General features: G+C 65.2%; 26 protein-coding genes. 13 read left to right on the top strand and 13 right to left on the bottom strand.

What is annotated here, in order from left to right:
• Window positions 1-2: 2 nt before the first annotated feature.
• The 7 genes from trbC (at window position 3) to ACM61V_RS21860 (ending at window position 9,638) form a co-directional block, all read left to right on the top strand.
• A complete protein-coding gene (gene trbC / locus ACM61V_RS21890; protein WP_024310617.1) occupies window positions 3-746 on the top strand; it encodes a type-F conjugative transfer system pilin assembly protein TrbC in 744 nt (247 codons plus the stop codon).
• A 3-nt stretch (window positions 747-749) separates the two neighbouring features.
• Window positions 750-2,885: a conjugal transfer protein TraN gene (gene traN, locus ACM61V_RS21885; protein ID WP_419714718.1), complete on the top strand. Its 2,136-nt coding sequence runs from the start codon at window positions 750-752 to the stop codon at window positions 2,883-2,885.
• Window positions 2,882-3,289: a hypothetical protein gene (locus tag ACM61V_RS21880; RefSeq protein ID WP_037447140.1), complete on the top strand. Its 408-nt coding sequence runs from the start codon at window positions 2,882-2,884 to the stop codon at window positions 3,287-3,289. Before traN ends, ACM61V_RS21880 begins: the two co-directional genes overlap by 4 nt.
• A 1-nt stretch (window position 3,290) precedes the next feature.
• Window positions 3,291-4,199: a conjugal transfer protein TraF gene (gene traF / locus ACM61V_RS21875; RefSeq protein WP_419714717.1), complete on the top strand. Its 909-nt coding sequence runs from the start codon at window positions 3,291-3,293 to the stop codon at window positions 4,197-4,199.
• Window positions 4,199-5,641: a conjugal transfer protein TraH gene (locus tag ACM61V_RS21870; protein WP_037494469.1), complete on the top strand. Its 1,443-nt coding sequence runs from the start codon at window positions 4,199-4,201 to the stop codon at window positions 5,639-5,641. Before traF ends, ACM61V_RS21870 begins: the two co-directional genes overlap by 1 nt.
• Window positions 5,642-5,664: 23 nt before the next feature.
• On the top strand, window positions 5,665-8,919 hold the full coding sequence (locus ACM61V_RS21865) for a conjugal transfer protein TraG N-terminal domain-containing protein (protein WP_062126597.1): 3,255 nt from the start codon (window positions 5,665-5,667) through the stop codon (window positions 8,917-8,919).
• A gap of 359 nt (window positions 8,920-9,278) precedes the next feature.
• Window positions 9,279-9,638, top strand: a complete 360-nt coding sequence (locus tag ACM61V_RS21860; RefSeq protein ID WP_037447150.1) for a hypothetical protein — start codon at window positions 9,279-9,281, stop codon at window positions 9,636-9,638.
• Window positions 9,639-10,280: 642 nt separating this feature from the next.
• Here the strand turns inward: ACM61V_RS21860 and ACM61V_RS21855 are convergent.
• Genes ACM61V_RS21855 through ACM61V_RS21810 form a run of 10 tightly spaced genes read right to left on the bottom strand, consistent with a single transcriptional unit; the run spans window position 10,281 to window position 17,497 of the window.
• Window positions 10,281-11,171: an MBL fold metallo-hydrolase gene (locus ACM61V_RS21855; protein ID WP_066706259.1), complete on the bottom strand. Its 891-nt coding sequence runs from the start codon at window positions 11,169-11,171 to the stop codon at window positions 10,281-10,283.
• A gap of 21 nt (window positions 11,172-11,192) precedes the next feature.
• Entirely contained in the window at window positions 11,193-11,834 is a 642-nt protein-coding gene (locus ACM61V_RS21850; protein ID WP_066706257.1) for a DsbA family protein, read from the bottom strand.
• Window positions 11,835-11,836: 2 nt separating this feature from the next.
• The gene (locus tag ACM61V_RS21845; protein ID WP_066706255.1) at window positions 11,837-12,463 is read right to left on the bottom strand and encodes a DsbA family protein; all 627 of its coding nucleotides are present in this window, start codon (window positions 12,461-12,463) and stop codon (window positions 11,837-11,839) included.
• Window positions 12,460-13,269: a TlpA family protein disulfide reductase gene (locus ACM61V_RS21840; RefSeq protein WP_066706253.1), complete on the bottom strand. Its 810-nt coding sequence runs from the start codon at window positions 13,267-13,269 to the stop codon at window positions 12,460-12,462. Before ACM61V_RS21840 ends, ACM61V_RS21845 begins: the two co-directional genes overlap by 4 nt.
• Window positions 13,269-14,051, bottom strand: coding sequence for a sulfite exporter TauE/SafE family protein (locus ACM61V_RS21835; protein ID WP_066706250.1), 783 nt, complete (start codon window positions 14,049-14,051; stop codon window positions 13,269-13,271). Before ACM61V_RS21835 ends, ACM61V_RS21840 begins: the two co-directional genes overlap by 1 nt.
• Window positions 14,048-15,280, bottom strand: a complete 1,233-nt coding sequence (locus tag ACM61V_RS21830) for an NAD(P)/FAD-dependent oxidoreductase (protein WP_066706247.1) — start codon at window positions 15,278-15,280, stop codon at window positions 14,048-14,050. Before ACM61V_RS21830 ends, ACM61V_RS21835 begins: the two co-directional genes overlap by 4 nt.
• Window positions 15,277-15,711, bottom strand: coding sequence for a TIGR01244 family sulfur transferase (locus tag ACM61V_RS21825; protein WP_066706245.1), 435 nt, complete (start codon window positions 15,709-15,711; stop codon window positions 15,277-15,279). The genes ACM61V_RS21830 and ACM61V_RS21825 overlap by 4 nt, the downstream gene beginning before the upstream one ends.
• Window positions 15,712-15,729: 18 nt before the next feature.
• The gene (locus ACM61V_RS21820) at window positions 15,730-16,155 is read right to left on the bottom strand and encodes a DUF6691 family protein (protein WP_419714768.1); all 426 of its coding nucleotides are present in this window, start codon (window positions 16,153-16,155) and stop codon (window positions 15,730-15,732) included.
• Entirely contained in the window at window positions 16,155-16,592 is a 438-nt protein-coding gene (locus tag ACM61V_RS21815; protein ID WP_174525784.1) for a YeeE/YedE family protein, read from the bottom strand. Before ACM61V_RS21815 ends, ACM61V_RS21820 begins: the two co-directional genes overlap by 1 nt.
• The gene (locus tag ACM61V_RS21810; RefSeq protein ID WP_371423995.1) at window positions 16,592-17,497 is read right to left on the bottom strand and encodes an MBL fold metallo-hydrolase; all 906 of its coding nucleotides are present in this window, start codon (window positions 17,495-17,497) and stop codon (window positions 16,592-16,594) included. Before ACM61V_RS21810 ends, ACM61V_RS21815 begins: the two co-directional genes overlap by 1 nt.
• A 96-nt stretch (window positions 17,498-17,593) precedes the next feature.
• Here ACM61V_RS21810 and ACM61V_RS21805 point away from each other — a divergent pair, with 96 nt between their 5' ends.
• From ACM61V_RS21805 to ACM61V_RS21795, 3 genes are all read left to right on the top strand, one after another.
• On the top strand, window positions 17,594-18,217 hold the full coding sequence (locus tag ACM61V_RS21805) for a peroxiredoxin (protein WP_066706236.1): 624 nt from the start codon (window positions 17,594-17,596) through the stop codon (window positions 18,215-18,217).
• Window positions 18,214-18,624: an ArsR/SmtB family transcription factor gene (locus ACM61V_RS21800; protein ID WP_066706233.1), complete on the top strand. Its 411-nt coding sequence runs from the start codon at window positions 18,214-18,216 to the stop codon at window positions 18,622-18,624. The genes ACM61V_RS21805 and ACM61V_RS21800 overlap by 4 nt, the downstream gene beginning before the upstream one ends.
• Before the next feature lie 69 nt (window positions 18,625-18,693).
• Window positions 18,694-19,197, top strand: a complete 504-nt coding sequence (locus tag ACM61V_RS21795) for a DsrE family protein (RefSeq protein ID WP_083956648.1) — start codon at window positions 18,694-18,696, stop codon at window positions 19,195-19,197.
• A gap of 142 nt (window positions 19,198-19,339) precedes the next feature.
• Here ACM61V_RS21795 and ACM61V_RS21790 read toward each other — a convergent pair whose 3' ends face one another.
• Window positions 19,340-20,683, bottom strand: a complete 1,344-nt coding sequence (locus tag ACM61V_RS21790; RefSeq protein ID WP_141459483.1) for a transposase — start codon at window positions 20,681-20,683, stop codon at window positions 19,340-19,342.
• Window positions 20,684-20,833: 150 nt separating this feature from the next.
• On the opposite strand from ACM61V_RS21790, the gene ACM61V_RS21785 reads away from it, so the two are divergent.
• Genes ACM61V_RS21785 through ACM61V_RS21775 form a run of 3 tightly spaced genes read left to right on the top strand, consistent with a single transcriptional unit; the run spans window position 20,834 to window position 22,412 of the window.
• Window positions 20,834-21,109 carry a metal/formaldehyde-sensitive transcriptional repressor gene (locus ACM61V_RS21785; RefSeq protein WP_018251376.1) on the top strand — a complete coding sequence of 92 codons (276 nt, stop codon included), beginning with the start codon at window positions 20,834-20,836 and terminating at the stop codon, window positions 21,107-21,109.
• An 11-nt stretch (window positions 21,110-21,120) separates the two neighbouring features.
• The gene (gene dmeF, locus ACM61V_RS21780) at window positions 21,121-22,062 is read left to right on the top strand and encodes a CDF family Co(II)/Ni(II) efflux transporter DmeF (RefSeq protein ID WP_018251375.1); all 942 of its coding nucleotides are present in this window, start codon (window positions 21,121-21,123) and stop codon (window positions 22,060-22,062) included.
• Window positions 22,062-22,412 carry a DUF3147 family protein gene (locus ACM61V_RS21775; protein WP_018251374.1) on the top strand — a complete coding sequence of 117 codons (351 nt, stop codon included), beginning with the start codon at window positions 22,062-22,064 and terminating at the stop codon, window positions 22,410-22,412. Before dmeF ends, ACM61V_RS21775 begins: the two co-directional genes overlap by 1 nt.
• On the opposite strand, the gene chrA is transcribed toward ACM61V_RS21775, so the two are convergent.
• Entirely contained in the window at window positions 22,409-23,818 is a 1,410-nt protein-coding gene (chrA, locus tag ACM61V_RS21770; protein WP_018251373.1) for a chromate efflux transporter, read from the bottom strand. The genes ACM61V_RS21775 and chrA overlap by 4 nt on opposite strands.
• Window positions 23,815-24,765, bottom strand: coding sequence for a chromate resistance protein ChrB domain-containing protein (locus tag ACM61V_RS21765; RefSeq protein ID WP_018251372.1), 951 nt, complete (start codon window positions 24,763-24,765; stop codon window positions 23,815-23,817). The genes chrA and ACM61V_RS21765 overlap by 4 nt, the downstream gene beginning before the upstream one ends.
• Window positions 24,766-24,836 lie beyond the last annotated feature (71 nt).

The following is a 24,836-nucleotide window of genomic DNA, read 5'->3' as shown; positions in this document are numbered from 1 at the left end:
ACATGAAGAAGTTCCTCCTTTCCGCGCTCGCCATCGCCTCGATCGGCACCGGCTGCGCCGTTCTCGCCCAGACCGTCGAGGGGCTCGATCTCGACGCGATCCGCGCGCGATCGGCCAAGTCCGAACAGGACGCGACCGCGCTCGTGAATGAGGTCGAGCGCCGCGGCGACGCGTTCCGCAAGGATGCGCAGACCGTGCAGGCGGTCGCGCTGGAACAGATGCGCACGATCGACAAGGCGAACCTGCCCAGGGGGCCGGCGGGCGCGGTCGACTTCGACGAGATGATCCAGGCCGCCTCGGCCAACCTCAAGGAGGCCCAAGGCACCGCGCCGCAGTTCATGGTGTTCGTGTCCACCTCGATGCCCGAACAGGCGCTGAAGCGGATCATCGCCGATACCTCGGCCGCTGGCGGCGTCGTGGTGTTCCGGGGCTTCCCCGGCAATTCGGGGAAGGCGTTCATCGCCGCGCTCTCCAAGGTGGTCGAGAAGGACCAGCAGTTCGCCTCGATCGGGATCGACCCGCGCCTGTTCCGAGCGTTCGACGTCACCGCGGTCCCGACGATGGTGGTCTCGTCGAGCGACTTCACGCCGTGCGACGGGCTCACCTGCAAGACGACGCCGCCTCCGTTCGATCGCATCGAGGGCAATGTCACCGTGCGCTACGCGCTGGAGACGTTCGCGGGCGAGAACGGCCCCGGCGCGCTGGTCGCGCGGACCGCGCTCGCCAACCTCGGCCGGAATCCCTGAGCCATGCGAGGGGGGCGCCTCCTCATCGGTCTCCTGGCGCCGGTCCTGGCAGCGCAGGCGCTCGCCCAGGCCCAGTCCACCCAGCAGGGCCAGCAGGGCACCGGCGACTTCTACGGCCTGGGCGATTACACCTACTTCAGCGACACGACCCCCAAGCCTACCCCGACCCCCACACCCTCATCCGCGCCGGTTGCAAAGACGACGGTGACCAGTGTCGCCGAGCCGAGCGCGGCTCCCGCGCGGACCACCGCCAGCACCGCCCGCACGGTGCAGCCCGCGGCATCGAGCAAAGCGGTCGCGGCCGAGCCGAGCGCGCAGTCGAGCAGTTCGACCTATACCTATCCCAAGGGGGATATGGCGGGCGCGCGCGCCGAGGCGAAGGCCCTGGCGACCCCAGCGCGACAGGCATCGGGCGGCATCATCTCCTCGACCGACCTTCCCTCGACGATCCCGGGCTTCAGCAGCGGCACCCAGCCCGGAGAAGCCTATGCCGACGATCCCGACGCGCTGATCGCGGCGGGTGGGTCTGCCGCTGCCGCGAACGAGGCATGGCAGCTCGTCACCGATCCGGGCCGCAAGGTCGTGACCGTGCCCGCCGGCGACCTCACGCGCGCGCAGGACGTGGAGAAGGACCCAAACAGCTATCTGGCCGGTCAGTCGGTGGGCGGCACGGAAAGCAGCTGCAAGCCACTGCCACCCAATGGCACCACCGATTATTATGAGGCGACCTGCAACAAGGGCGCGAAGGTCGAGGATACGCCGGCGACCTGCACCGGCAGGATGGACCCGGTGATCGTCGATACGTTGCGGTACTTCTACTACGGCGTGCGTGACCAGAACGAAGGTAACGGGTTCGCCCGCAACAGCGTGATGCAGGCCAAGGTCAGTGCCGGCATTTGCCGGGTCGAGGCGGGGACGCCGCATATCTGCGATGCGCAGATCGAATTGGGGGCGGGCGGCGGCAACGTCGAAGACTATCGTCGCTGGTGCAAGAGCCTGTCCTCAATGCGCACCACCGCGCAGCTTTATTCGTGCTCGGCCGAAATCCCCCAGGCGGAGATCCCGGCGCACCAGAATTACGCGACCGGCACAGTGTATCTCAGGAAGGAAGGTACGCGTGAGATCACGCTAAAGCGCAACGAGGGAAGCTGTCCGGCGCTGGTGGCCGACACCGCCTGCACCGCGACGGGACCGGAGGTCTGCACCGAGGGGCCTGAGACGCGGATCATTGACGGTGTGTCGGTCACGGCATCGTGCTGGGCGTGGTCGCGCCCGTTCACCTGCCAGCGCATCACCCAGGCGTCCGATTGCAGCGATCTGGAGAACGGCGGAAAATGCACGTTCCTGCGTGACGAGTGCCTCGACGATCCGCAGGTTGGTGCGTGCCAGGTAACCACGAAGGTCTACAAATGTCCGGTTCCGTCGCCTCCGACGAACGATCCAAAGCAATATATCTGTGGTGACGACGTCTACTGCATCGACGGTGAGTGTGAGCCGGTCGAGCGCGAGGCATCGACCGAGTTCAAGGACGCCGTGGTCGGGCTGCACGCGCTGGGCCAGGCCAATGCCGAATTCGACCCTGATACGCTGACGCTGTTTTCGGGCAAGCGGCAGACCTGCCACAAGCCGGTGTTCGGGCTGGTCAACTGCTGCGCTGGCAAGGCGTCGGGCCTCATCACCACGGCTGCCGGCGCGGCCGCGATCGCGGGCGGGCCGGTGGCGATCGCCGCGCTCGCGACGCCATTCCTCACCATGTTTATGTGCTCGAACGACGAGAAGCTTCTCGACGTGCAGGACCGCATGGGGATGTGCCACAAGCTGGGCGACTATTGCTCGGACAAGGTGCTGGGCATCTGCACATCGAAATCGACGGCCTATTGCTGCTTCGAAAGCAAGCTGTCGCGCATCCTGCAGGAACAGGGACGCCCGCAGATCAACAAGCCGTGGGGCAGCGCCAAGAAGGAAACCTGCAAGGGGTTCACGCTCGACGAATTCTCGCGGCTCGACCTGTCGGTGATGGATTTCACCGAGGTCTATGCCGAGTTCGTCGACGCCGCGAAGCTGCCCGACGAGATCGAAACCTCGCGCCAGATCCAGGAGCGGATCAAGGCCTATTACGACGCGAAGAAGAGCAAATGACCGGCGTGACGCAACTGTCGGACCATCGTCCCTTTCCCGACCTGTCGGTCGCGGAATTTGCGGTCCTGATCGCGCTCCTGCGCGCCGGACCGCACCCGGCCGGGTTCCTTATCCCGACGCTCGACAGCTGGTTCGATACGAAGCTGTGCGTGGCCGATCTCGAACCGACGATCGCGCGGCTGATCCGCGCCAACCTCATCCTGCGCCGGGGCGAGACGCTCTACCCGCGCCGGCACGCCCGCAACCTCATCATCGGGGTGTACGGCAACCTGTTCCGCATCCTCGCCGACGACATGGCGCAGCTCGTGTCGCTCAAGGAGCCGTCGCTCCTCGGAACGCTCAAATCCTACCTCACCCGCCGCGAACAGGAAGATCGCGAAAAGCAGAAGAAGAAGGACGACTGACATGCGCAAGGCCCTGACCCTCGCTCTCATCCTCTCGGTCGCATCGCCCGTGCTGACGCCGGCGACGGCGCAGGAGCTGACGCCGCTGCCGGATTCGGTGTCGTCCACCCGCGATGCCGGTGACGACGGCCGCGATGGCGGTCAGGATAGCTATGGCACCGCGGACGATCTCGGATCGGCCGACCGCGTCGCGGCGCAGACCGGCGACGACTTCTACTGCCGCGAACGGCGGCTCGGCACCTGGTTCTACTGCGACAAGCCCAAAGCCAAGCCCGCCGAGCAGCGGTCGGCGCAGCCCGCGCGGTCGTCGGCCGAGCAGCTTGCGGCGATCTCGAAACAGCTGGAGGAGTTGAAGGCGCGGGCGATCCTCGAGCCGACGCCCGAGAACATCAGCCACTATATCGCCTTCCAGCGCGAGCAGCTCGATCGCGCCTCGTCGTTCGCCGACATGTGGCAGCGCACGGTGTGGCAGAACCCCGACCTCGACTACACGCTCCAGCGCCCCGTCAGCCAGCTGGGCAAGCGAACCTGGCTCGACACGCGCAACGCCGATCGCGAGCGCGTGTTGTCGCAGATCTCCCAGCGGTACGGCGTGTTCTATTTCTACTCGTCGGCCTGCGCCGCGTGCGAGACCTTCGGGCCGATCATGCGCAGCGTCTCGGATCGCTTCGGCCTGACCGTCATGGCGATCTCGCTCGATGGCGGGCCGACCCGTGCCTTCCCGAACTACACGGTCGACACCGGGCAATACAAGGCGATGGGCATGCGCGGCCAGCAGGTGCCCGCGCTCGTCCTGTTCGACACCGTCACCAAGCAGCCGATGCCGATCGGCTACGGCGTGATGGCGGCCGACGAGGTGATGAACCGCATCTTCACACTGACCAGCGTCAAGCCCGGGAGTGACTTCTGATGGTCCGCTCGATCGTCCGCTTCTGCGCCGCGGTTCTCGCGCAGGCCAGCATGATCCTCGCGCTTGGCGGTCTCGTCGCGACGCCGGCGATGGCCGACGTCCAGGGCGAGATGAACAGCTATTTCAACAAGTCGGGCGCGGCCGCGAACGTGACCGGCCCGACCGCTTTCCAGGGGCAGTCGGCGGGCTATTACTCGGGTGGTTCGCTGTGGAGCCGATTTCCGCAGAAGTCGATCAACCCGGTCAGCGTCGCGCTCCCCAGCGCGCGCGGCGGCTGTGGCGGCATCGACCTGTTCGCCGGGTCGTTCTCGTTCATCAACGCCGACGAGATCGTGGCGATGCTCAAGGCGACCGCCAACAACGCGATCGGCTTCGCCTTCCAGCTCGCGATCGACAGCATCTCCGCGCAGATCGGCGGGGTGATGAAGGACATGAGCCAGCGCGTGCAGCAGCTGAACGCGTTCAACATGTCCTCCTGCGAGGCGGCGCAGCAGGCGGTCGGCTCGCTGTGGCCGGCGATGGACGGGGCGTCCTCGACGATCTGCCAGCAGGTCGGCGGGGCGAAGGGCTTCTTCTCCGACGCGGCCGCGGCGCGCCACGGCTGCACCAACAAGGGCGAGCGTGAGGATACGATCGCGCGTGCCGGCGACGACGCCGAGCTGGTCCAGTCGAAGAATTACACCTGGTATGCACTGAACGCCAAGAGCGCAACCAAACCGTCCCGGGAATATGCCGAGTTCCTCATGACGATGGTCGGCACGATCATTTATGACGCGACGAAGGCGAAAGACAGCATGGGCGCGTTCCAGTTCATCGCGCCGGCCAGCTGGGACACCTATCAGGCGCTGCTCGACGGCACCGCCTCGGCGCCGACCGACGTGTGGCAGTGCGACACGACCGACGACAAGGGGTGTCTGAAGCCCACGCCCACCAAGCTAAGCATCTCGACCAACGAGGCGCTGCGTACGCGCGTCCTCAAGGCGATGGACAGCATGTCGGGCAAGATCCGCTCCAACGCCGCGCTGTCGGGTGACGAGATCGCGCTGCTCGGGATGACCTCGATCCCGCTCTACAAGATCCTCGTCGTCAACGAGGCGGCGCACATGGGCCTGTCGGGCGGCGATCGCGCGACCCTCGCCGAGATGGTCGCGATCGACATGTTGATGTCGATGCTCGACCGGATGCTGGACACGATCTCGCAGGCGCAGGCGGGCGCAAAGTTCGTCTCGACCGACGAGTTCAAGGCGTGGCGCGCCCAGGTCGACAGCGTGAAGACCGAGCTGTCGCGGCGCAGCGAGAAGATGGCCGGGCAGATCTCCAATACCTACCGGGTGATCCAGTACACCCAGTTCATGGAATCCACCCTCAAGAACACCATGAGCCCGCAGTTGTCGGCTTCGCTCCGGTTCGGACGCGGCCTCAGCGCGCAGGGCTTGCGGTAAACGGCGGCAAGGGAGCGACGGCGATGGGCGGGCTCGAAGTCTTCACGATCGGCGGGGGCGAATACATCGTCAACGTCTTCAATGCGGTCGCGGCATGGACCGGGGGCGGGGGCTATCGCTCGATGCTCCAGGTCGTGATGGTGATGGGCTTCATCTACTCGCTGTTCGTCGTCGCCTTCTCGCTCGACTGGCGGGCGTGGTTCAACTGGTTCCTCCAGTCGACGCTTATCTACATGATGCTGATGGTCCCGACCGTCACGGTGAAGGTGACCGACCGGATCAACCCCGCGCTCGCGCCGGCCGTGGTCGACAATGTGCCGCTGGGGCTTGGGGTGATGGCCTCGTTCACCAGCCAGGTCGGCGACTGGATGACGCGGTCGGCCGAGACCGTGTTCGTCATGCCCAACGCGCTCGCGCTGACCAACAACGGCATGATCTACGGCGCGCGGCTGATGGACAAGGCGCGCACCTTCCAGATCACCGACAGCGTTTTCCGCGCCAACCTCGACGAGCACCTGAAGCAATGCACCTTCTATGACGTACTGCTCGGCTTCAAGGCGATGGACGACCTGACCAAGACCAATGACCTGTGGGCGTCGATCGGGCCGGGGTCGCCGGCGCGCAGCCAGCGCTGGATTACTTCCACCGGCCCCGGCACGACCGAGAATTCCATCATTCCGTGCAACGAGGCATATTCTCGCATGGATGCGCAGTGGCGGGCTGCCTACGACAAGGATCTGCTGCCGTTCGCGAAGAGCGCCTATCCCGGCATCGCCGACACGGTCGCGGCCCAGCGCATCCGCGATGACCTGCCGATCGTCGCGGCGCAGATGCACGGCAGTTCGACCGATGCCTATTCGTACCTCAAGCAGATCTCGATGATCGACGCGTTCCTGGCCGCGCGGGAGAGCTTCTCCGACGCCGGGTGGGACGCCTACGCCTCGCAGCGCGCGGATGCCCAGGCCAAGAACACCTACACCTCGATCGCGACGCAGGCGATGACCTGGGTGCCGCTCCTCGGCATCGTCCTGACGGTCGTGTTCTACGCGATGTTCCCGGTGCTTTTCCCGCTGTTCCTGTTCCCCAGGACCGGCCTGCAGACGCTCAAGGGCTATGCGACCGGGTTCTTCTATCTCGCCTCCTGGGGGCCGCTCTACGTCATCCTGCACATGTTCGTGATGAGCAGGGCGGCGAGCCTTTACCATGCGGCATCGCCGATCGGGCCGACGCTGCTGGTCTCCGACGGCATGGCGAGCGTCAATGAATCGATCTCGACGCTCGCCGGCTTCCTGATGATGAGCGTGCCGTTCATCGCGGGCGGGATGGCGCGCGGCGCGATGGCGATCGCGGGCCATGCGACCTCGATGCTGCAACCGGCGCACAGCGCGGCCGAGCAGGCGGCGACCGAGCGCACGACCGGCAACTATTCGTACGGCAACACCTCGTTCCAGAACCTGACGTCGGGCATGACCCAGGCGAACAAGTTCGACGATCAGCCCAAGTTCAATTCGGGCTATTCGGTCGGCACGTTCACGAACGCCGATGGCGGGGTGACATACGGCTTCGCGGACGGGACCAACGCGTTCGATACGCGCCAGGGCATCTCGAACCTCGCGTTCACGCCGACGCGGACCGCCGGGTTCGACAGCAGCATGAGCCGCGCGCTCTCGGACGGGCAGACGCACACCCAGTCGCTCCGCAGGGCGGCATCGCAATCCTGGAACGCTACGGCGACGACGGCGACGGATCTGTTGACGGCCGCTGAGCATCGGCGGGGGAGTTCGACCGAGACGGGGTCGGGGTTCAATAACAGCATCACCAGAATGACGGAGGCATCTCGGAGCCTTTCCACCGGGCTGACCAGTCGCTTTGGGCTTAGTGAGTCCGACAGTCAGAGTATAGCACGAGCGACCCAAATGACGGGAAGTGCGGATGCAGGCCTTTCGATTGCGGCGAAGTTGTGGAAGGTCGATACAAAAGCAGGCTTGGCAGCCAAGATCGCATCAATCGCCAGCGAGAATACGGACAGACGCATTTCGGGCGAACAGGCGTATTCTGAGCTCTCGGATTATCTTACTAAGGAGACGAATTCGACGCAGGCCCGGGCAGCACGCGACGAATTCATGCGTGAATCGAGCACGAGCGGAGATAGCGAGGTTCGGTCGCTGTCGCAGAAGCTCGGCGTCAGCGTCGGGGAGTCGCGGTCGGCGTCGTTGGAAGCAACTCGAGCCGAAGAGACGTTCCAGCGGGTCAGCAATGATGTGAGGGAGTCCTCGGCGCGGGGCTGGTCCCTCAACCGGAACGAGAGCCAGGAGTTTGTCGTGTATGCCCAGGAGCGGCTTCTCGGCGACGACACGCTGTCGCAGTTCGGGTGGACGCCGGGCATGGTCATGCCGCGCACGCCGCAACAGGAACAGGTGCGCGATATCCTGCTGGGCGAGTTCATGGAGCGCCGCGTCGCTTTGGTTCGCGACGAACTGGGTGTAAGCGTGCCTGAGCGCCTTTCCGGGCAATTGCATGGCCCTGCATCGGCGACGCCGGGTGCGGTACAACAATGGGGCAATCAGCGGGCAGCGGGTGTCAGGGCGCAAGGGCCAGATGTTTCGATCCGCGAGAGTTCGCGCGACCTTGACCTGGCCGGCAACGTCGCTGACGCGATTCCGAACGCGTCAGCGCGCATCACGCGTGGCGCATTCGAGGTCGGCAATGGTGTCGACGAGGCGAGAGGGACGGCGGGTCAGCTAGTTGACCATGTCCAAGAGCGCAATGACGCGTGGATCACGACGACACTTCCGGGTGTTGAGGGCGCGCGCAACTGGGTCCGTGACAATCTGGGCATAGGTGCTGGCACCAGCCATGTTTACGAAGTCCCTCGCGGTGAGCGAACGATGCTGCCGATTTCGGGGCGGCTGAGTTCGGGAATGGGTGGTCGGATCGATCCGGTCACGGGCGAGCCTGGACGGCATCACCGAGGGGTGGATATTGCAGCGCCAGCCGGGACGGAGATCCGCGCGCCTGCATCGGGTCAGGTCATTCGGAACGACTTCCAAGCCAACGGTGCCGGGAATTATGTGGTCCTGCAACACGGCGACGGCTCACAGAGCAAATACTTCCATATGCAGGACCGGTCTGGCTTCCAGGTAGGAAGTACGGTCGAGGCCGGGGCTGTGATTGGCCGCGTTGGCAGCACAGGGAAATCGACCGGGTCGCACCTTCATTATGAATTATGGAGGGATGGCGCTCCGGTCGATCCGAGGCGGTGGCAGTTGAGAAACTAATGGAAAGGAAAAAAGAAAACGATGAGGATTACGGCAATAATTGCCATCGCGGTCCACTTCGAATTCCCGTGACCCTCAACCACAGCCGAGTTTGACGGATAAGCCTCATCCATCAGCTCTCGGCCGTAAGGAGTGGACATATCATACATGTTCTGCGGATTGATGTAATAGGACGAAGGCGAGGGAGGGGACCCACCGATCGGATACCGATCCCAGTCCATTTGGCCAGTTTCGTGGTTCAACATGGCCGCTCCTTCCTTAATCCGTAGCTGACCGAGCTGGTCAGAATTAGGCTTGCAAAGCCTAGCATATCGGATTGAGTCTGACGAGGATTTTCACCCGCACTGACGGAGTGAAGCATGACGGAGCAGAGCGGCGCGAACCCGCGCACGGTCGAACGCTACGAGGCGCTGCTGCGCGATCATCTGCTGTTCTACGATGCGCTGCGTCTGCGCGAGCGCCGGCCGAGGAGCGCGGCGCAGCGCCAGTTTCAGGACGTGGCGTGGGGCAAGGCCCCGCCGGTAACCGATCACGAGTGCGCCTATGTCTGGCACCTGAAGGCGCGCGGGATCGCGCCGTTCAACACGCCGGCGCCGGCACCGCATATCGACGACGTGATGGCCGGATTCGACGTCGGCGCGCGGCCGGTTAGTGGCGACGTCGGCACGAAATGGGATAATGCCTGGCGCGAGTATCGTGGTGGCCGGGAGTTCTTCTAACCTGGGCACGATGAAGGAGCCGATCGATCTGCAACCGATATCGCCTGAGCGCCAAACAGGCCGCGGTGATGCGGGCGGTCGGATTCGAGCCGCCTTATCCCGAGGACGAGACCTACCTGTAGGCGCTTGCAATCGTAGCGGCGTCTGCTCGCAAACAGCCGGTTTTTCTGCTCACGCTCTCTGCCACTGGCAGGTGGCATCCTGCTCGAATTATCTGCCAATGTGCTCGCCATCATCCGGCGCTGCTTGCAAACGGGGCGTCGTGCTCACGCTTCCTGCCAATGGGTTCTCTAAACCCGTCGCCGGCAGCCGCTTTTGCGAAGAAGGTTTTCAGAACAGTTTTGACAAGCAGCAGGCCGCAGAAATGCGTTGCGGTCATGGCCCGCCGGCAAGGTCGTCAGAAAGGAAGGTTTTCGCGAACAGCGGACGACGCATAGAACGCGCACAGATATACGTTTATGACCGAACCAGTCGAACTGCGCTGGCCTCGATCGTCCCGTTTGGGATCGAGTTTCGGGAATGCCGGACGCTTCCCAAAATCCGTCTCTATTGCAGAAGTGAGAAAGTGAAGCCCTCAAGCCTAGGTGTCAGAACCGTTCGGTTGTGACACTTAAAACATTACCGGCTTCGGTGCGGATAGAGCTATGGGATGGCAGGCCCAAACCGATTTAGAGGCACCTTGAGAAACGCCGTGCCGCAAGCCTCCGCGTCGGGCAACCGGCCTCCCCGGATGTTGACCTGAAGTGCGGCAAGCATCAGGTCGGGAAGCGGCAGCGAAGCGTCGCGCTTCTCGCGGGTCGCCACGAACTCCGCCTCGTCGATGCCATCGCGCACATGGATGTTGTCACGCCGCTGATCGGCGACGGTCGAGCGGCCGATTACGTCGCGACCGTCCTTGCCATAGTCATGCCCGACATAGGTCGCGGTTTCGGGTGAGAGGTCGAGGATTGCGCGGATCGAACGCCAAAGTTCATGCGCGTCACCGCCGGGGAAATCCGCCCGGCTCGTGCCACTGTCGGGCACCATCAGCGTATCGTGAACAAACGCCGCGTCACCCACGACATAGGTAATCGAGGCGAGCGTGTGGCCGGGCGACGGCATGACGTGCGCGTCGAGCGAACCAATCCTGAACCGTTCGCCATCGGCGAACAGCCGATCCCACTGGCTGCCATCGACGGGCAGGTCGGGCAGGCAGTAGATATCCTGCCAGAGCTTCTGCACTTCCACGACCTTGGCGCCGATCGCGGTTTTGCCACCCGTCTTTTCAGCAAGGTACGGAGCAGCGGAGAAGTGATCGGCGTGGGGATGGGTATCGAGTACCCATTCCACTGTAAGACGCTTCGCGCGGACATATTCGAGGATCATATCGGCATTGTCGGTTGCGGTCGCACCGGCACGGGGATCGAAGTCGAGGACTGGATCGATGATCGCGGCGGCCTTCGTGGCTTCGTCGACCACGACATACTGGAAGCTGCCGGTGCGCTCGTCATGGAGCGACGCAATCGTCATGCCTTTGTGATTATACTCGATCATGTTTCGTATCCTCTCGCATCGTCAGCTTTCTTCCCGGGCACGCGCGAACAGCCGTTCAAAGTCGCTGGTATCGATCGCGCCCATCACCAGCATGCGTCCGGCAAGATAACCCGGGGTGCCGGCCAGTCCGATCGAATAGGCTTCCTGTCCGTTCGCCCGCAGGCGTGCCGCGACAGCGTCCGCGTGGGCGGCAAGCCAGGTCGTCGTGCGCAGCCAATCGCCGCCAGCGCGCATCACGACGTCCCGTAGCATGTCGTCGTCGATCGTGCGGCTGTCCGTCATCAACGCACGGTGGACGGCCGGGTAAACTCCCTGTTCGGCGCACGCGAGCGCCACGCTTGCGGCACGTTCGGATGGCGGACCGAAGATGGGCCAGTCCTTGTAGATGATCTGCACCTTGCCGTCGCGTTGTACAGCCTCTTCCAAGGCGGGAAATCCATGACGGCAGGCTGGGCAACGATAGTCGGTGAACACGGCAAGCCGAAGCGTAGCATCGGCAGGTCCGTCCTCGGGCGAGCCGTTACCGGCAAGGATCAGGTCAGCGGTCGGCCCGACGTCGCGCCCGATCGGGGCGGTATGCCGCAGCACCTGTCCGACTGCCCAACCACCCACGACCACCGCGCCCAAGCCGGCAAGCTGTCTCCGATTGAGCGGCCCAGGCATGATCAGCGCGCCGCAGATTTTTTGCGCGCTTCGGCGACGAGACGACGCAACGTCGGGAGATCGACAGCACCGGCGACGACCTGCGAGCCGACGATCAGCGCCGGCGTCCCGTTGAAACCGATCGCTTGGGCGATGCCATCGGTGCGCGTGAGCAGCGCGTCGATTTCGGCGCCGCGCGATTTCAGATCCCGTTGCAGACGGGGCCAGTCGACCCTGGCTTTGGCAGCCGCTGCCTTGACGCCCGCGCTGTCGAGCCGCGCCGGCGAGGTCATCAGCGCCTCGTGAAAGGCGGCATGCCTGCCCTGCCATTGGCTCGCGACGGCTGCGCGCGACGCCTCACGTGAAGCAGGTCCGAAGATCGGCCAATCCCGGTACACGACCCGTACCCTCGGGTCAGAGCGAAGCAGGGCGTTCAGCACCGGCTCCATGCGACGGCAATAGGGGCAGTTGTAGTCGAAGAACTCGACCACCGTGACGTCATAGGTCTTGCCGGCGCGCTTGGGTGCCACGGGATCGTCGACGACGGCCTTGCGCGACAGATCGGGCTGCTGCGCGATAACCGGGGAGATCGGCGCGGCGAAGGCAAGCGCAGCCAGGAGGCCCCCCGACAACAGGTTGCGACGGTTCATCGGTGTTTCCTTGCTAATTCGATTCCATCGACGAGGGCGGCGCGTGACAATTCACCGAGCTGGAGCTGTACGATTGTGCCGTCGCCCGCGACGAAGGCCGTTGCGGGATACCCCGCCACCTTCAGGGCTTGGGAAAGGCCACGATCGGTGTCGAGCGCGACATGGCGCGCTCCGATATTTTCACGGCCGAGAAAACCGCTGACGATCGCTTGCGCCTCGCCCTGATCGGCAAGAAGGATCGGGACCTCGCCAGGGCGCGATGCAACCGCATCGAGCATCGGCAGCTCACGCCGGCACGGGCCGCACCATGTCGCCCACAGGTTGACTACGAACGGCTGGCCACGGAAACGATCGAGTGGAAGCGGCGCGCCGGACAGGGTCGTCAGGTTGAGATGATAGGGGAACGGGCCGTAGGTCACGGGAGGGATCAGCGCCTGAAGCAAGAACCAGAGGCCACCCGCAACAGCCAACGCTCCCCAGCCTGCCGCCAGCGCGCTTGAGCGACCAAGCCGGATCGCCAGCATCGCCGCTGCGCCGAGAAGCCCTGCAAGGGGGGAAAAGCCGCCCTGCCACATGGCAAGGATGGACAGCGGAGCGTCGACGTAGCTCGACCAATGCGCTGCAACGTAACCGATCCGCGCCGTAACCAGTCCAGCGACGATGGCGCTGGTGGAGACCGTCGACACGCGAGGGATGTGAAGCCGACCGGCCAGCGTCGTTAGACCAAGGAACACGACGATACACAGCACGGCAAGCCCGCGATCGACGGCCAGCATCAGCGGCCCGATGGTAATCGCACCCCCCATCAAAGAAACGCGGCCGCGCTTTTCCAGAGCATGTAGGTCGCCACCACGAAGATCAGGACGGCGAAGACCGTGGTGAGCGTGCCGCCCGAGCCGAGGCGCTTCGCGATGCGCGTGCCGATCAGGCCGCCGACAACCCCACCGGCGATGAACACGAAAGCGAGCGGCCAGTCTACCAGACCGGAAAACGCGTAGTTGGCGGCCGTCGTCAGCCCGAACGCGGTGACGGCGATCAAGGACGTGCCGACAGCGTTCAAAATCGGCATGCCCGTCGACCCGATCAGGCCGGGGACGATCAGAAAGCCCCCGCCGATGCCGAAGAAGCCCGAGAACAGACCGGTGCCAAGGCCGTAGCCCAGCACCTTCGGCGCCTTTTCCCGGTTGCACTCCGCCCCCGGGCTGCCCGTGTCACCGCGCCCGCGCAGCATCAGGACGCCGACGACGACCATGACCAGCGCGAACAGGAACAGGAGCTTGCCGCCATCGACGGCCTTGCCCGCGGTGGAGCCGAACAGGGCGCCGATGACGCCGGCGGTCGCATACATGCCGCCACAGCGCCATTTGACGTTATGCGCCTTGGCATGACCGATCAGGCCGGTTGCAGCGTTAGCGGCCACCGCGAACGCGCTCGTGCCGATGGCGAGGTGGGCGTTGGGCACGCGCACCAGATAGACCATGAGCGGCACGGCGAGGATCGAGCCGCCCCCGCCGACAAGCCCGAGGGTAAAGCCCACCAGGCTTCCGGACAGCGCGCCCAACAGATACTGGAGCGGTTCGAGGGTCATGCCGCTTTGCCGATCTCATGCGGGGCCGCCATCCACTCATGGCCTTTCAGCATGGCCTGCCAATAGATCGGGGGCAGCATCCGCTCCTTCAGGAACCAGGCAGCTCGCGTCGGGCGCGTGCCGTTCAGGAGCCACGACGGAAAGCTGGGTAGCAGTTTCCCACCATAGCCGAACTCGGCGAGGACGATCTTGCCACGCTCGACCGTGAGCGGGCACGATCCATAGCCGTCATAGTCGACAATAGGTGGCTTGCCATCGAGTGCGGCGAGCGCGTTGACCGCCACCACGGGTGCCTGCTTGCGGGCTGCCGCAGCCGTCTTCGCATTACTGGTGCCAGCGGCATCACCCAGGCCGAAAACATTGTCGTACCGCTTATGGCGCAGCGTCGCTTCATCGACCTCAACGAAGCCGTTTGCCGCCGCGAGCGGACTTTTGGCGACGACATCATGCGAAACCTGAGGCGGCACGACATGGAGCATGTCGAACTCGCGTTCGACCCGCTCGCTGACGCCGTCCCGCTTGCGCTCGAAGGTGGCAATACGCCGATCGGCGTCGACCGCGACGAGGTTGGATTCGAGCCTAAGGTCGATCCCATACTTCTCGACATATTCCATCAGCGCAGGGACGTAGGTCGCGACGCCGAATAGCGCCGCACCGGCGTTGTGAAATTCGACGTCGATCGCGGGGAGCACACCGTGATCGCGCCAGATGTCGCAGGACAGGTACATCGCCTTTTGAGGCGCGCCGGCGCACTTGATCGGCATCGGCGGTTGCGAGAACAGCGCGCGTCCCCGCTGCAATTCCTGGACAAGCCGGTAGGTGTAAGGTGCCAGATCGTAGCGGTAATTGGACGTGACGCCGTTGCGGCCCAACGCCTCGGGAAGCCCCGCGATCTTATCCCACGCCAAACGCAGGCCGGGAGCGACGATCAGGACACGGTAGGCGATCGTATCCCCGTCTCCCAGGGTGATCGCCTGACGCTCGGGGTCGATGGTGATCGCAGGCAGCCGGATCCATTCAACGCCCTTGGGCATGACATCGGCTTCGGCCTTGCGGGTCTGCTCGGACGTGAAGACGCCCGCCCCGACCATCGTCCAACCCGGCTGATAATAATGGTCCCGGGCCGCATCGACGACAGCGATTGACACCTTGGCGTTGCGCTTCAGGATGCTGGCGGCTGTTGCGATGCCCGCGGCTCCGCCTCCGATGATGACGATGTCGTAGGTCATTTGCCGGCCCCTTCGGAACGACGGGCCAGCGCCGGCTTCAGATCGGCGAGATCGTACCCGGCTGCCTTGGCCTGACCGATGATCGTTTCTGGATCGGCATGATCCGCCTCCGCCAATGCCCAAAGGGTAGCCGCCCGCATGCCGCTTCGGCAGAAGCCGAGCGTCGGTCCCGGCAGCGCAGTCAGCGCTTCCTTCATCCGGTCCGCATCGGCATCGGTCGCCTTGCCCGGCACGATCGGGACATGGGCGAACGCAAGGCCGTGTTCTTCGGCGATCCGGGCCATCTCGTGTGCGCTCGGCTGTCCCTGCTCCTCGCCATCGAGCCGGCTCGAAACGATCGAGCGAAACCCCGCCTGTGCGGCGGCAGCGACATCATCCCGGGTGAGCTGGGGAGCAGCCGAGAAGGACGGTGTGATCTTCTTGAAGGCCATGTGACGTCTCCTGTCCGGTCATGCCGAACGGCGTGGGATGAGTGCGAAGCGGTGGATGGCTGCGCCGAGCGCCATCGCAGCGATGAAGAGCAGCGCGGGGGCAGGCTGGATCGCGAGTGCGGCGATGGCGGGGCCTGGGCACAAGCCGACAAGGCCCCACCCTATGCCGAACAAGGCGGCGCCAGCGATGAGGTGCGCGTCGATCGGCGACGTGGCGGGCGTATAGAACTGCTCCGCGACGATCGGCGTGGAGCGCCCACGCACGACGAGCCAGGCTATCGCCATCGGCAGGATCGCTCCCGCCATGACGAAGGCGAGGGTCGGATCCCAGGCTCCGGTGACGTCGAGAAACGCACGTACCCGGGCAGGATCGATCATGCCGGAAACGGCGAGGCCAGCGCCGAACAGCGTGCCGCTGACAAGCGAAAGGATGCCTTGCCGCATCACGCTACCACTCCCGCCAGGCGCATGAGGGTCACGGTGGCGATACCGGTCGCCATGAACGTACCCGTCGCGACGATAGACCGCGGCGACAGGCGCGACAGGCCGCAGACGCCGTGACCGCTGGTGCACCCTGCGCCGAGCCGCGTACCAATCCCGACGATCAGCCCGGCGACGGCGATCAGCCCGAGCGACGTCGGGAAGCGGGCTTCCACATCCCGATTGGCCGCAACAAGGGCTGCACCCAGGGGCAGCCCCACTGTAAACAGGAGTGCCATCATCCAGGGCGCGCCTCCTTGGGAAAGGCCGAGGACACGGGCGAACATGCCACTGACCCCGGCGATGCGGCCGTTGCCCAGTAACATGATCGCCGCAGCGACACCGATCATCAGCCCACCGATAAAGCCGGCGAGCGGCATGGCATGGGGAAATCCGGGCATCACAGCGCATCCAGTGGGATCTTGAGGTAGCGGGTGCCGTTGGCTTCCGGCTCCGGCAGATGGCCGCCGCGCATATTCACCTGAACTGAGGGCAGGATGAGCTTGGGCATCGACAGGGTGGCATCGCGACGGGTGCGCATCGCGACGAAGTCGTCTTCGTCCACGCCTTCGTGGACATGGACGTTGCCGACGCGCTGCGCGCCCACGGTCGTCTCCCAGACATACTGGTCGCGACCCGCAGCCTTGTAGTCGTGACACAGGAACAGCCGCGTCTCGTCAGGCAACTGCATCAGTCGGCGGATCGAGCGGAATAGCTGGCGCGCATCACCACCGGGGAAGTCCGCGCGTGCTGTGCCGTAATCCGGCATGAAAAGGGTATCGCCGGTGAAGACCGCGTCGCCGATGACATAGGCCATGTCGGCGGGGGTGTGCCCCGGCACATGCAGCGCGATGGCCTCGATGTCGCCGATCGCGAAACGATCGCCATCGTCGAACAGGCGGTCGAACTCGGAGCCGTCGCGTTCGAAGTCGGTGCCGGCGTTGAAAATCTTGCCGAAGACGTTCTGTACGCGAATGATCTCGCGGCCGATCGCGAGCTGACCACCCAGCGCCTTCTGCAGATAGGGCGCCGCAGACAGGTGATCGGCATGAGCATGGGTCTCAAGCAGCCAGTCGACCGAAAGGCCGTGCTCCCGCACATAAGCGATTACCACATCCGCCGACGCCGTCTTGGTGCGACCGGCCGCAGCGTCAAAATCCAGCACACTGTCGACGACCGCGGCCTTCCGCGTGGCAGGGTCCCAGACGACGTAGGTCGCGGTGTTGGTCGGCTCATCAAAGAAGGAATGAACGACCGGCGCTCCTGCCGCCTTCGCACGTTCAATCTGCGCAACTGCCTCGCTCAACGCCGATTCCACAATTGCCTCCGTTTATCGATTTCACGGTTTATGTAGTCGTGTAACCCACTTGCGTCAACGGGCGCCCCGTGCCATCTGAAAAACATGGAAACGATGGATGCAGACGCACCGCGCTCGTTGCGTATCGGGGACGTTGCCCCGAATTTTACCGCCCGCACGACGCAGGGCGAAATGACGCTCGATCAGTATCGTGGTCGCTGGGTCGTGTTCTTCTCGCACCCGGCTGATTTTACGCCGGTCTGCACCAGCGAGTTTGTAGCCCTGACCAAGGCCGCACCGCAATTCGAGGAGCTGGACTGCGCCTTGCTCGGGCTGTCGGTCGACAGCCTGTATTCGCATGTCGCCTGGTTGCGTGCGATCAAGGATGTCTTCGGCGTAGAGGTGCCGTTTCCGGTCGTGGAAGATCCGTCGATGGCCGTGGGTTACGCCTATGGCATGCTCGACGAACAGGCCGGCGATGCTTCAGCCGTGCGTGCGACCTACTTCATCGATCCCGAGGGCATTATCCGTGCGCTCAACTGGTATCCCATGAACGTCGGGCGATCGGTCGACGAGATGCTCCGCACGGTGAGGGCGCTGCAGCGATCGGCCGATGGGCAAGCCTACATGCCGGCCGATTGGCAGCCGGGTGACGATGTTCTGCTGCCGCCTGCCCTGCCGGGCAACGCCGGTGCAGACTGGTTTCATCAGTTGAAGGCCGATCGATGACGGCGATCCATCAATCCCGCGCGATCGCGGACACGGCGGTTGAGAAGCTGCGGGTGTTCGCTCAGCCCCAGCGTCTCATGATCCTGTCCTATCTGCTCGGCGGTGAGCGTCAGGTTGCGGACATAGAGGCTGCTACCGGCGTGACCCAACCGGCCCTCAGCCAGCAGCTTGCCGAGCTGCGCCGCGCCGAGCTGGTGAAGACGAGACGTGAAGCCAAGCAGGTCTACTACCGTCTTGCCGATGAGGCCGCTGCACTGTGCGTGCGCACGCTGGAAGCGATGTTCGGCGCCGACGATACAGCCGTGGAGGAAGCAGCGCCCGCTCCCCGTCCGGCGCGAGCGCGCGGGGCGTCGGTTACAGCGCGGCCGCAAAACATGGGCGCGGCCATGTTTGCAAGGGTCGGATAATCATTCCGGTTGTGGAAGGAAAATGAGATGCGGTTTCCCATTATCGCAGTTGCCGGATGCCTTGCCGTCATGAGCAGTGCCGGGTCAGCAGGCGTCGCCGCTCAGCAACCCGTGATTGCCGGATATGGCAAGATCACGCCGATCGAAGGCGCCTTGGAGCGGCCGGATCGCTCCCTGCGCTATCGCGTACTGTTCAGCGTGACGAAGGCGGCGTCATCTCCCGACAAGGTCAATCCTTCGCTGGAGAAGGTCGCACGCTTCCTGAACCTGCTCGGGGCGGACGGCGTGCGGCCAGCACAGGGAGATGTGGTCGTGATCGTCCACGGCCCGGCGACGCCGATTATTTCCGAAGATGGGGAATATGCGACAAAAACCGGTGCTGCGAAGAATCCCAATCTTGCCCTGATAGCGGCGCTGAAACGAGCAGGCGTGTCCGTTCGGGTGTGCAGCCAGGCTTTAGTCGGGAATGGGATCGCTCCGGTTACGGTCGATAAGGCTGTCGAAGTCGACGTCTCGGCTCTCACCACAATGGCGACGTTGCAGATACGTGGTTGGGCGCTGATCCCTGACTGATCGTACCGAACTACTTCCTGTTTTATCATTCCAGTCCGTAACTCGGCCAGTGTCACAACCGTCCGAGGCCGTTGAAAAAGGCCTGCGCGAAATCGGCGTGGCGGATGGCTGGTGACGCCGGCACGGTAGGATACGCCGCGTGTCAGGCCGGCGCGGCCTGCCGGGCGAGCAGCTGAAGGTTGTATGCCGCGGCGGCCATGGTGAACTCCTCGGCGGCTCCTGACAGGCCTCGCAGCTTGAGCGTTCGCAGCCCCAGGTTGCGTTTCAGGTGGCCGAACACGCGCTCAATCCGCTGTCTTCGACGCCGCGCGTGCACATAGGCGTCGGTGCCAGCAAGGGCGCGGACGGTATCGCGGGCATCCTCGCTGACGAGGCGGGTGACGCTGCGTTTACGGCTGACGGTGCATCGGGGCTTCAGTTCGCAGCCAGCACAATCGGCGACATGGCTTCGGTATACGCGAACCTGGCTGGCGCGTCTGGTGCCGCAATAGCCGAGCAGCTTGTCCGCCGGACAGCGGTAGGCATCCGCTTCCCGGTCGTAGCGGAAGGCATCCCGGGTGAAGAAGGCGTCCCGCTGGCGGGTCCGGTCGATGACCGAGATGTATGGCGTGATGTTCCGGTCGATCAACCAGCCAAGCAGCGGACCGCTACCATACGCCTTGTCGGCCGAGAGACTGGCGGGTTCGATGCCCAGCCTGGTGCCGGCGCGCGACACCAGAGTCCGGGTCGCCGCCACCTCGGCTGCGAAGCGGGCGGGCGTGGCCTCCACGTCGAGGATGCAGTCGGTGTCGAGGTCAAGCAGGGGGTTGATGGCGTATGCGTAGCGCGCCGGTCCGTGCTTGCAGGTGAGCGCCGCCTGCGGATCGGTCGGCGAGATGCTGGTCGAATCGACGGGCGCCGGTTCGTCGGGGTCCGGCGGCAAGGCGGCATCGAGCGCCGCCAGATATTCGGCGACGGGTCGCGATATGCTTTCCCTGGCACGAAGCTCGTCCGCAGCATCGGCCCCCTTCAGCTTCTTCTCACGGCTGGCGTCGGCCATGATCGTGCTGCCGTCCACCGCCAAGTCGCGCCCCGTTACCAGCCCGGCCGCGGCGCACCGCGCGACTACCTGCTCGAACAGCAGACGATGCAGGTCGCAGGTGCGGAAGCGGCCGTGCCGGTTCTTGGAGAAGGTGGAATGGTCGGGCACCCGGTCGGCCAGATCGAGCCGGCAGAACCAACGATAGGCGAGGTTGAGGTGCACCTCCTCGCACAGGCGGCGTTCCGAGCGGATGCCGAACAGGTAGCCAACCAGCAGCATCCTGAGCATTAACTCCGGGTCGATCGACGGTCGCCCGCTCGCGCTGTAGCTCGACGCCAGCGCCTCGCGCACGAAGCCGAAGTCGAGCAGCCCGTCGATACGTCGGAGCAGGTGGTCGGCGGGCACATGCTCATCCAGCCGGAAGCCGTAAAACAGTGCGCCTTGTGCCACCTGCCGACCCATCATCTTCGTGATCCTCCGACCCCTCTCAGGGGTGAATCACGCCTCCGAACCCCGCGCAAGCAGCCGTTTTTCAACAGTCTCGGGCCGTTTTCTGAACAGCGGTAATGCGCCGGGTTGTTCTTGCGATCTGCCCGGCATAGGGGAGGGGGGTATATGGCTCATCTCTCCGGTTCCAACGCCGACCTGATCGCACGCGTGCGTCGTATCGCCGGCCAAGTCGGGGCCGTCGAACGCGGCCTCACGTCAGGCGACTCCTGCGCGACGGTTCTGCACTTGGTCGCGGCCGTCCGCGGCGCGGTGAACGGGCTGATGGACGAAATTATCGCCGAACACCTGGAAGCGCACGTTGCTCGGTCGGGGCTGACGGACGAGGAGCGCGCCCACGGAGCCGACGAGCTGCTGGCGGTGATCCGCCGTTACGCCAAGTAGGATTGTGCTCGATGCCTACCGCTTCCGAAATCGACCGCTTTGCCCACGATCACGTTTTCCTGGGCAGCTCGCACGACGAGAACGCCCGCCGAACCCTGTGGGTGGTCGCACTCACAGCCGTGATGATGGTCGGCGAAATCATCGCCGGATACCTGACCGGCTCGATGGCGCTGCTCGCGGACGGGTTCCACATGGCGACGCACGCCGGCGCGCTCTCGGTCGCTGCGGCGGCTTATGCGTATGCCAAGCGTCACGCGCGCAACCCGGCCTATAGCTTCGGCACCGGCAAGGTTGGCGACCTCGCCGGTTTCGCCTCGGCCATGGTGCTCGGCCTGATCGCGCTCGGGATCGGGGTGGAATCGGTGCTGCGCCTGTTTCAGCCCATCACGGTCGCATTCGGGGAGGCCACGATCATTGCCGTCGTCGGCCTAGGTGTGAACATCGCCAGCGCCTTTCTGCTCTCGAGCGGTCACCACCATCACGGGCACGGGCCCGGGCACGATCATCACCACGGGCACGATCATGCGCACGCCCACGGCTCTCACGGCGGCGACAACAACCTCCGCTCGGCCTATGTTCATGTCCTCGCCGACGCGCTCACCTCGGTCCTCGCCATCGCGGCGCTGCTCGCCGGCCGGTATCTCGGCTGGGTCTGGATGGACCCGGTCATGGGGATCGTCGGCGCGGTCGTCATCGCCCGCTGGTCATGGAGCCTGATGCGCGACACGGCCGCCGTCCTGCTCGATCGCACCGACGCGCATGTCGCCGACGAGGTGCGCGAGCTGGTCGAAGCTCCCGGCGACGCCCGAGTGACCGACCTGCACGTCTGGAAGGTCGGACCGGAAGCGCACGCGGCGATCGTCAGCGTCGCCGGCGTTCGGAATGGCGAGCTGGTCCGCCAGCGGCTCGCGCCGGTTCACGAGCTGGCGCACCTCACGGTCGAGGTGCGCTGATGCTCTACCTGCTTCTCAAGGCCGGCATATCGGCCGTCATCATCGTCGCCGTGTCGGAGATCGCCAAGCGCAGCCCCGGTTTCGGCGCGCTGATCGCCTCGCTCCCGCTCGTCTCGGTGCTGGGCATGATCTGGCTCTGGCGCGACACGCACGATCGGGCGCGCATGGCGGCCCATGCCGGCGCGACCTTCTGGTACGTGCTGCCGTCCTTGCCGATGTTCCTACTCATTGCGGCGATGCTCAACCGCGGCGCGCCGTTCTGGCTGGCGCTCGCCTCGGGGTGTCTCCTCACGGTTGCGCTCTACCTCGCGATGACGTGGGTGGGGCCGCGCTTCGGGCTCCAGCTCTAAGCGAGCCCGGACAAGCGAAGCGCGACGCCCGCCGCAGCGCACGCGCCTAAGGTCGGGATCACGCCCGACTTGAACCGGAACATCGCGACCAGGGCCGCGACGGTCAACGCTAGCGCGGCCGGGTCGAGGGTGGACAACACCGGCACGTCCAGCGTCCTGCCGGCGATCGGCAGGGCGCGGACTTGGTGAAACAGGGTGTGGAGCGCGAACCACACCGCCAGATTGAGCACCACGCCGACCACGGCTGCGGTGATGGCGGCGAGCGCGGCCGACAGCGCCTTGTTACCGCGCAGCTTCTCGATGAACGGCGCGCCCAGGAAGATCCAGAGGAAGCAAGGCACGAACGTCACCCAGGTCGTGAGCAAGCCCCCCAAGGTGGCGGCGAGCAGCGGGGGCAAGCCGGTCGCTTGCCGGAACGCGCCCATGAAGCCGACGAACTGCGTCACGATGATCAGCGGCCCCGGCGTCGTCTCCGCCATGCCAAGTCCGTCCAGCATCTCGCCGGGACGAAGCCAGCCGTAGTTTTCGACGGCCTGCTGAGCGACATAGGCGAGCACGGCGTAAGCGCCCCCGAACGTCACCACCGCCATCTTGGAGAAGAACAGCGCGATCTGCGTGAACACATTGCCCGGTCCGACTGACGCGAGCAGCGCCGCAATCGGCGCGAGCCACAGCGCGAGGAGCGCACCGCTGATCCGGAGCGACCATGCGAGGCTGGGGCGGGCGTGGTCGGGGACGTGCTCGCCAAGCGCGGTTTCGGCATCGCGGACGATCTTGCCGCCCGATGCACCGTGGCTGCCCCCGCCCATGAAGGCGGGGTGGCGTGCGCGCCCGCCAAGGAAGCCGGCGATGGCGGCCGCAAGAATGATGATCGGGAAAGGAACGCCAAGGAAGAAGATCGCCACGAACGATGCCGCCGCGATCCCGCGCATGACGTTGTTCTTCAGCGCGCGCGAGCCGATGCGCACGACGGCCTGAAGCACGATCGCGAGCACGGCGGCCTTCAAGCCGAAGAACAGCGCCTCAACAAAGGGGACGTTGCCGAACAGCGCATAGACCCAGCTCAGCGCCATGATCGCGACCAGGCCGGGGAGCACGAACAGCGCGCCAGCGACAAGCCCGCCCTTGGTCTTGTGGAGCAGCCAGCCGATGTAGATGGCGAGCTGCTGCGCCTCGGGGCCGGGCAGCAACATGCAATAGTTGAGCGCGTGAAGGAACCGCTCCTCGCCGATCCATCGCCGCTCCTCGACCAGCACGCGGTGCATCATCGCGATCTGGCCGGCCGGGCCGCCGAAGCTTAAGGCGGCAACCTTGGCCCAGACCCGCAGCGCTTCGCCGAAGGGGATGCCGTGATCCCGCGGGCTCGGGCCTGCGATCGGCGCGGTCGCGGTCGCCTCCATCGTCATTCTCCTCGTCGCCTGGTGAAGTGGGCGTAGAAGCCGTCGAGCGCGCCCGCGCCTCGCGCGAGCCGGTCGGGGTCGTCGGGCGTGGCGGCGCATATCCCCTCGATCAGCGCGCTGACGCCGGCCGTCTCCGGCCGGCCGAACTTGTCGTCGGCGATGTCGAGGTCGTGGATGATCTCCGACAGCGCGACGAGCGCCGGGTCGCCGTCGAGCCCTCGGCGGAACACCAGCGTCTCGAAGGTGCAGCGGTCGCCTTCGTGCGTGAACTCGGCGTCCGCCATGTCGAAGCGCAGCTCGCCGGGCTCGGGGGCGTAACCCTTGCCCTCCACGAACTTGAAGGTCGCGTCCGGGTCGATGAAGCGCCGGATCAACCACGCTGACGCGATGCGGTCGACGTGGATGTGGACGCGCGTGACCCAGGTGCGCCCGCGAAGCTCGGCCTGGGCCAGCTCGGGCGCGCCCGGCCCGGTCACGTCGGGGTGCTGGCCCGCCCGGGCTTCCGCCGGGGCAAGCGCCGCCTCGGCCGTTTGCCGCCCGTGCGCGCCGAAGAAGTCGATCGCGGCGATCTCGTCCAGCCGGCGGCGCAACCGGCGAACCTCGCCGGGGGGAACATACTCGCCTTCCGCCAAGGTCCGCGCCTCGCGCGCCAGCTCCTCGTAATCGGCATCGCGCGCCGCGTCGAAAGTTCCGCGAAGCTCGGGGTCACCGATGCCACCTACCAGCCGCGCCTCTAGGATCAGCGCCTCGCCGCCATTGTCGGCAATCTCGCGGTGCAAATCCTCGAACAGCGCGCGAGTGTCGGCGCGGTTGGGGAGCGCGTGGACCGCGTTCTTGAGCGGCGCGGCCCCGATCGCCTGCAAACGCCGCCACACCTTCACCCGCAAATAGGCGGGCTTGGCGGGAAGCTGCGGGATCAACAGCAACCAAGGGCTGGGTTCGGCGTTCGTCATAACTGTATCATCCGGATTTTGGAGTGTAACGGTTGCATCATCGTTCATGCAACCATAGACATGCTTGGGTT

The sequence above is a fragment of the Sphingomonas sp. TX0543 genome, from assembly GCF_048565505.1.
In the GTDB taxonomy this organism is placed as follows: Bacteria; Pseudomonadota; Alphaproteobacteria; order Sphingomonadales; family Sphingomonadaceae; genus Sphingomonas.
This window is presented reverse-complemented; position numbering and strand designations above follow the sequence as displayed.

Excerpts from the sequence above, each read along its gene's own strand:
- trbC (WP_024310617.1), top strand. The coding sequence starts at position 3 with ATGAAGAAGTTCCTCCTTTCCGCGCTCGCCATCGCCTCGATCGGCACC.
- traN (WP_419714718.1), top strand. The coding sequence starts at position 750 with ATGCGAGGGGGGCGCCTCCTCATCGGTCTCCTGGCGCCGGTCCTGGCA.
- ACM61V_RS21880 (WP_037447140.1), top strand. The coding sequence starts at position 2,882 with ATGACCGGCGTGACGCAACTGTCGGACCATCGTCCCTTTCCCGACCTG.
- traF (WP_419714717.1), top strand. The coding sequence starts at position 3,291 with ATGCGCAAGGCCCTGACCCTCGCTCTCATCCTCTCGGTCGCATCGCCC.
- ACM61V_RS21870 (WP_037494469.1), top strand. The coding sequence starts at position 4,199 with ATGGTCCGCTCGATCGTCCGCTTCTGCGCCGCGGTTCTCGCGCAGGCC.
- ACM61V_RS21865 (WP_062126597.1), top strand. The coding sequence starts at position 5,665 with ATGGGCGGGCTCGAAGTCTTCACGATCGGCGGGGGCGAATACATCGTC.
- ACM61V_RS21860 (WP_037447150.1), top strand. The coding sequence starts at position 9,279 with ATGACGGAGCAGAGCGGCGCGAACCCGCGCACGGTCGAACGCTACGAG.
- ACM61V_RS21855 (WP_066706259.1), bottom strand. The coding sequence starts at position 11,171 with ATGATCGAGTATAATCACAAAGGCATGACGATTGCGTCGCTCCATGAC.
- ACM61V_RS21850 (WP_066706257.1), bottom strand. The coding sequence starts at position 11,834 with ATGCCTGGGCCGCTCAATCGGAGACAGCTTGCCGGCTTGGGCGCGGTG.
- ACM61V_RS21845 (WP_066706255.1), bottom strand. The coding sequence starts at position 12,463 with ATGAACCGTCGCAACCTGTTGTCGGGGGGCCTCCTGGCTGCGCTTGCC.
- ACM61V_RS21840 (WP_066706253.1), bottom strand. The coding sequence starts at position 13,269 with ATGGGGGGTGCGATTACCATCGGGCCGCTGATGCTGGCCGTCGATCGC.
- ACM61V_RS21835 (WP_066706250.1), bottom strand. The coding sequence starts at position 14,051 with ATGACCCTCGAACCGCTCCAGTATCTGTTGGGCGCGCTGTCCGGAAGC.
- ACM61V_RS21830 (WP_066706247.1), bottom strand. The coding sequence starts at position 15,280 with ATGACCTACGACATCGTCATCATCGGAGGCGGAGCCGCGGGCATCGCA.
- ACM61V_RS21825 (WP_066706245.1), bottom strand. The coding sequence starts at position 15,711 with ATGGCCTTCAAGAAGATCACACCGTCCTTCTCGGCTGCTCCCCAGCTC.
- ACM61V_RS21820 (WP_419714768.1), bottom strand. The coding sequence starts at position 16,155 with ATGCGGCAAGGCATCCTTTCGCTTGTCAGCGGCACGCTGTTCGGCGCT.
- ACM61V_RS21815 (WP_174525784.1), bottom strand. The coding sequence starts at position 16,592 with ATGCCCGGATTTCCCCATGCCATGCCGCTCGCCGGCTTTATCGGTGGG.
- ACM61V_RS21805 (WP_066706236.1), top strand. The coding sequence starts at position 17,594 with ATGGAAACGATGGATGCAGACGCACCGCGCTCGTTGCGTATCGGGGAC.
- ACM61V_RS21800 (WP_066706233.1), top strand. The coding sequence starts at position 18,214 with ATGACGGCGATCCATCAATCCCGCGCGATCGCGGACACGGCGGTTGAG.
- ACM61V_RS21795 (WP_083956648.1), top strand. The coding sequence starts at position 18,694 with ATGAGCAGTGCCGGGTCAGCAGGCGTCGCCGCTCAGCAACCCGTGATT.
- ACM61V_RS21790 (WP_141459483.1), bottom strand. The coding sequence starts at position 20,683 with ATGATGGGTCGGCAGGTGGCACAAGGCGCACTGTTTTACGGCTTCCGG.
- ACM61V_RS21785 (WP_018251376.1), top strand. The coding sequence starts at position 20,834 with ATGGCTCATCTCTCCGGTTCCAACGCCGACCTGATCGCACGCGTGCGT.
- dmeF (WP_018251375.1), top strand. The coding sequence starts at position 21,121 with ATGCCTACCGCTTCCGAAATCGACCGCTTTGCCCACGATCACGTTTTC.
- ACM61V_RS21775 (WP_018251374.1), top strand. The coding sequence starts at position 22,062 with ATGCTCTACCTGCTTCTCAAGGCCGGCATATCGGCCGTCATCATCGTC.
- chrA (WP_018251373.1), bottom strand. The coding sequence starts at position 23,818 with ATGACGATGGAGGCGACCGCGACCGCGCCGATCGCAGGCCCGAGCCCG.
- ACM61V_RS21765 (WP_018251372.1), bottom strand. The coding sequence starts at position 24,765 with ATGACGAACGCCGAACCCAGCCCTTGGTTGCTGTTGATCCCGCAGCTT.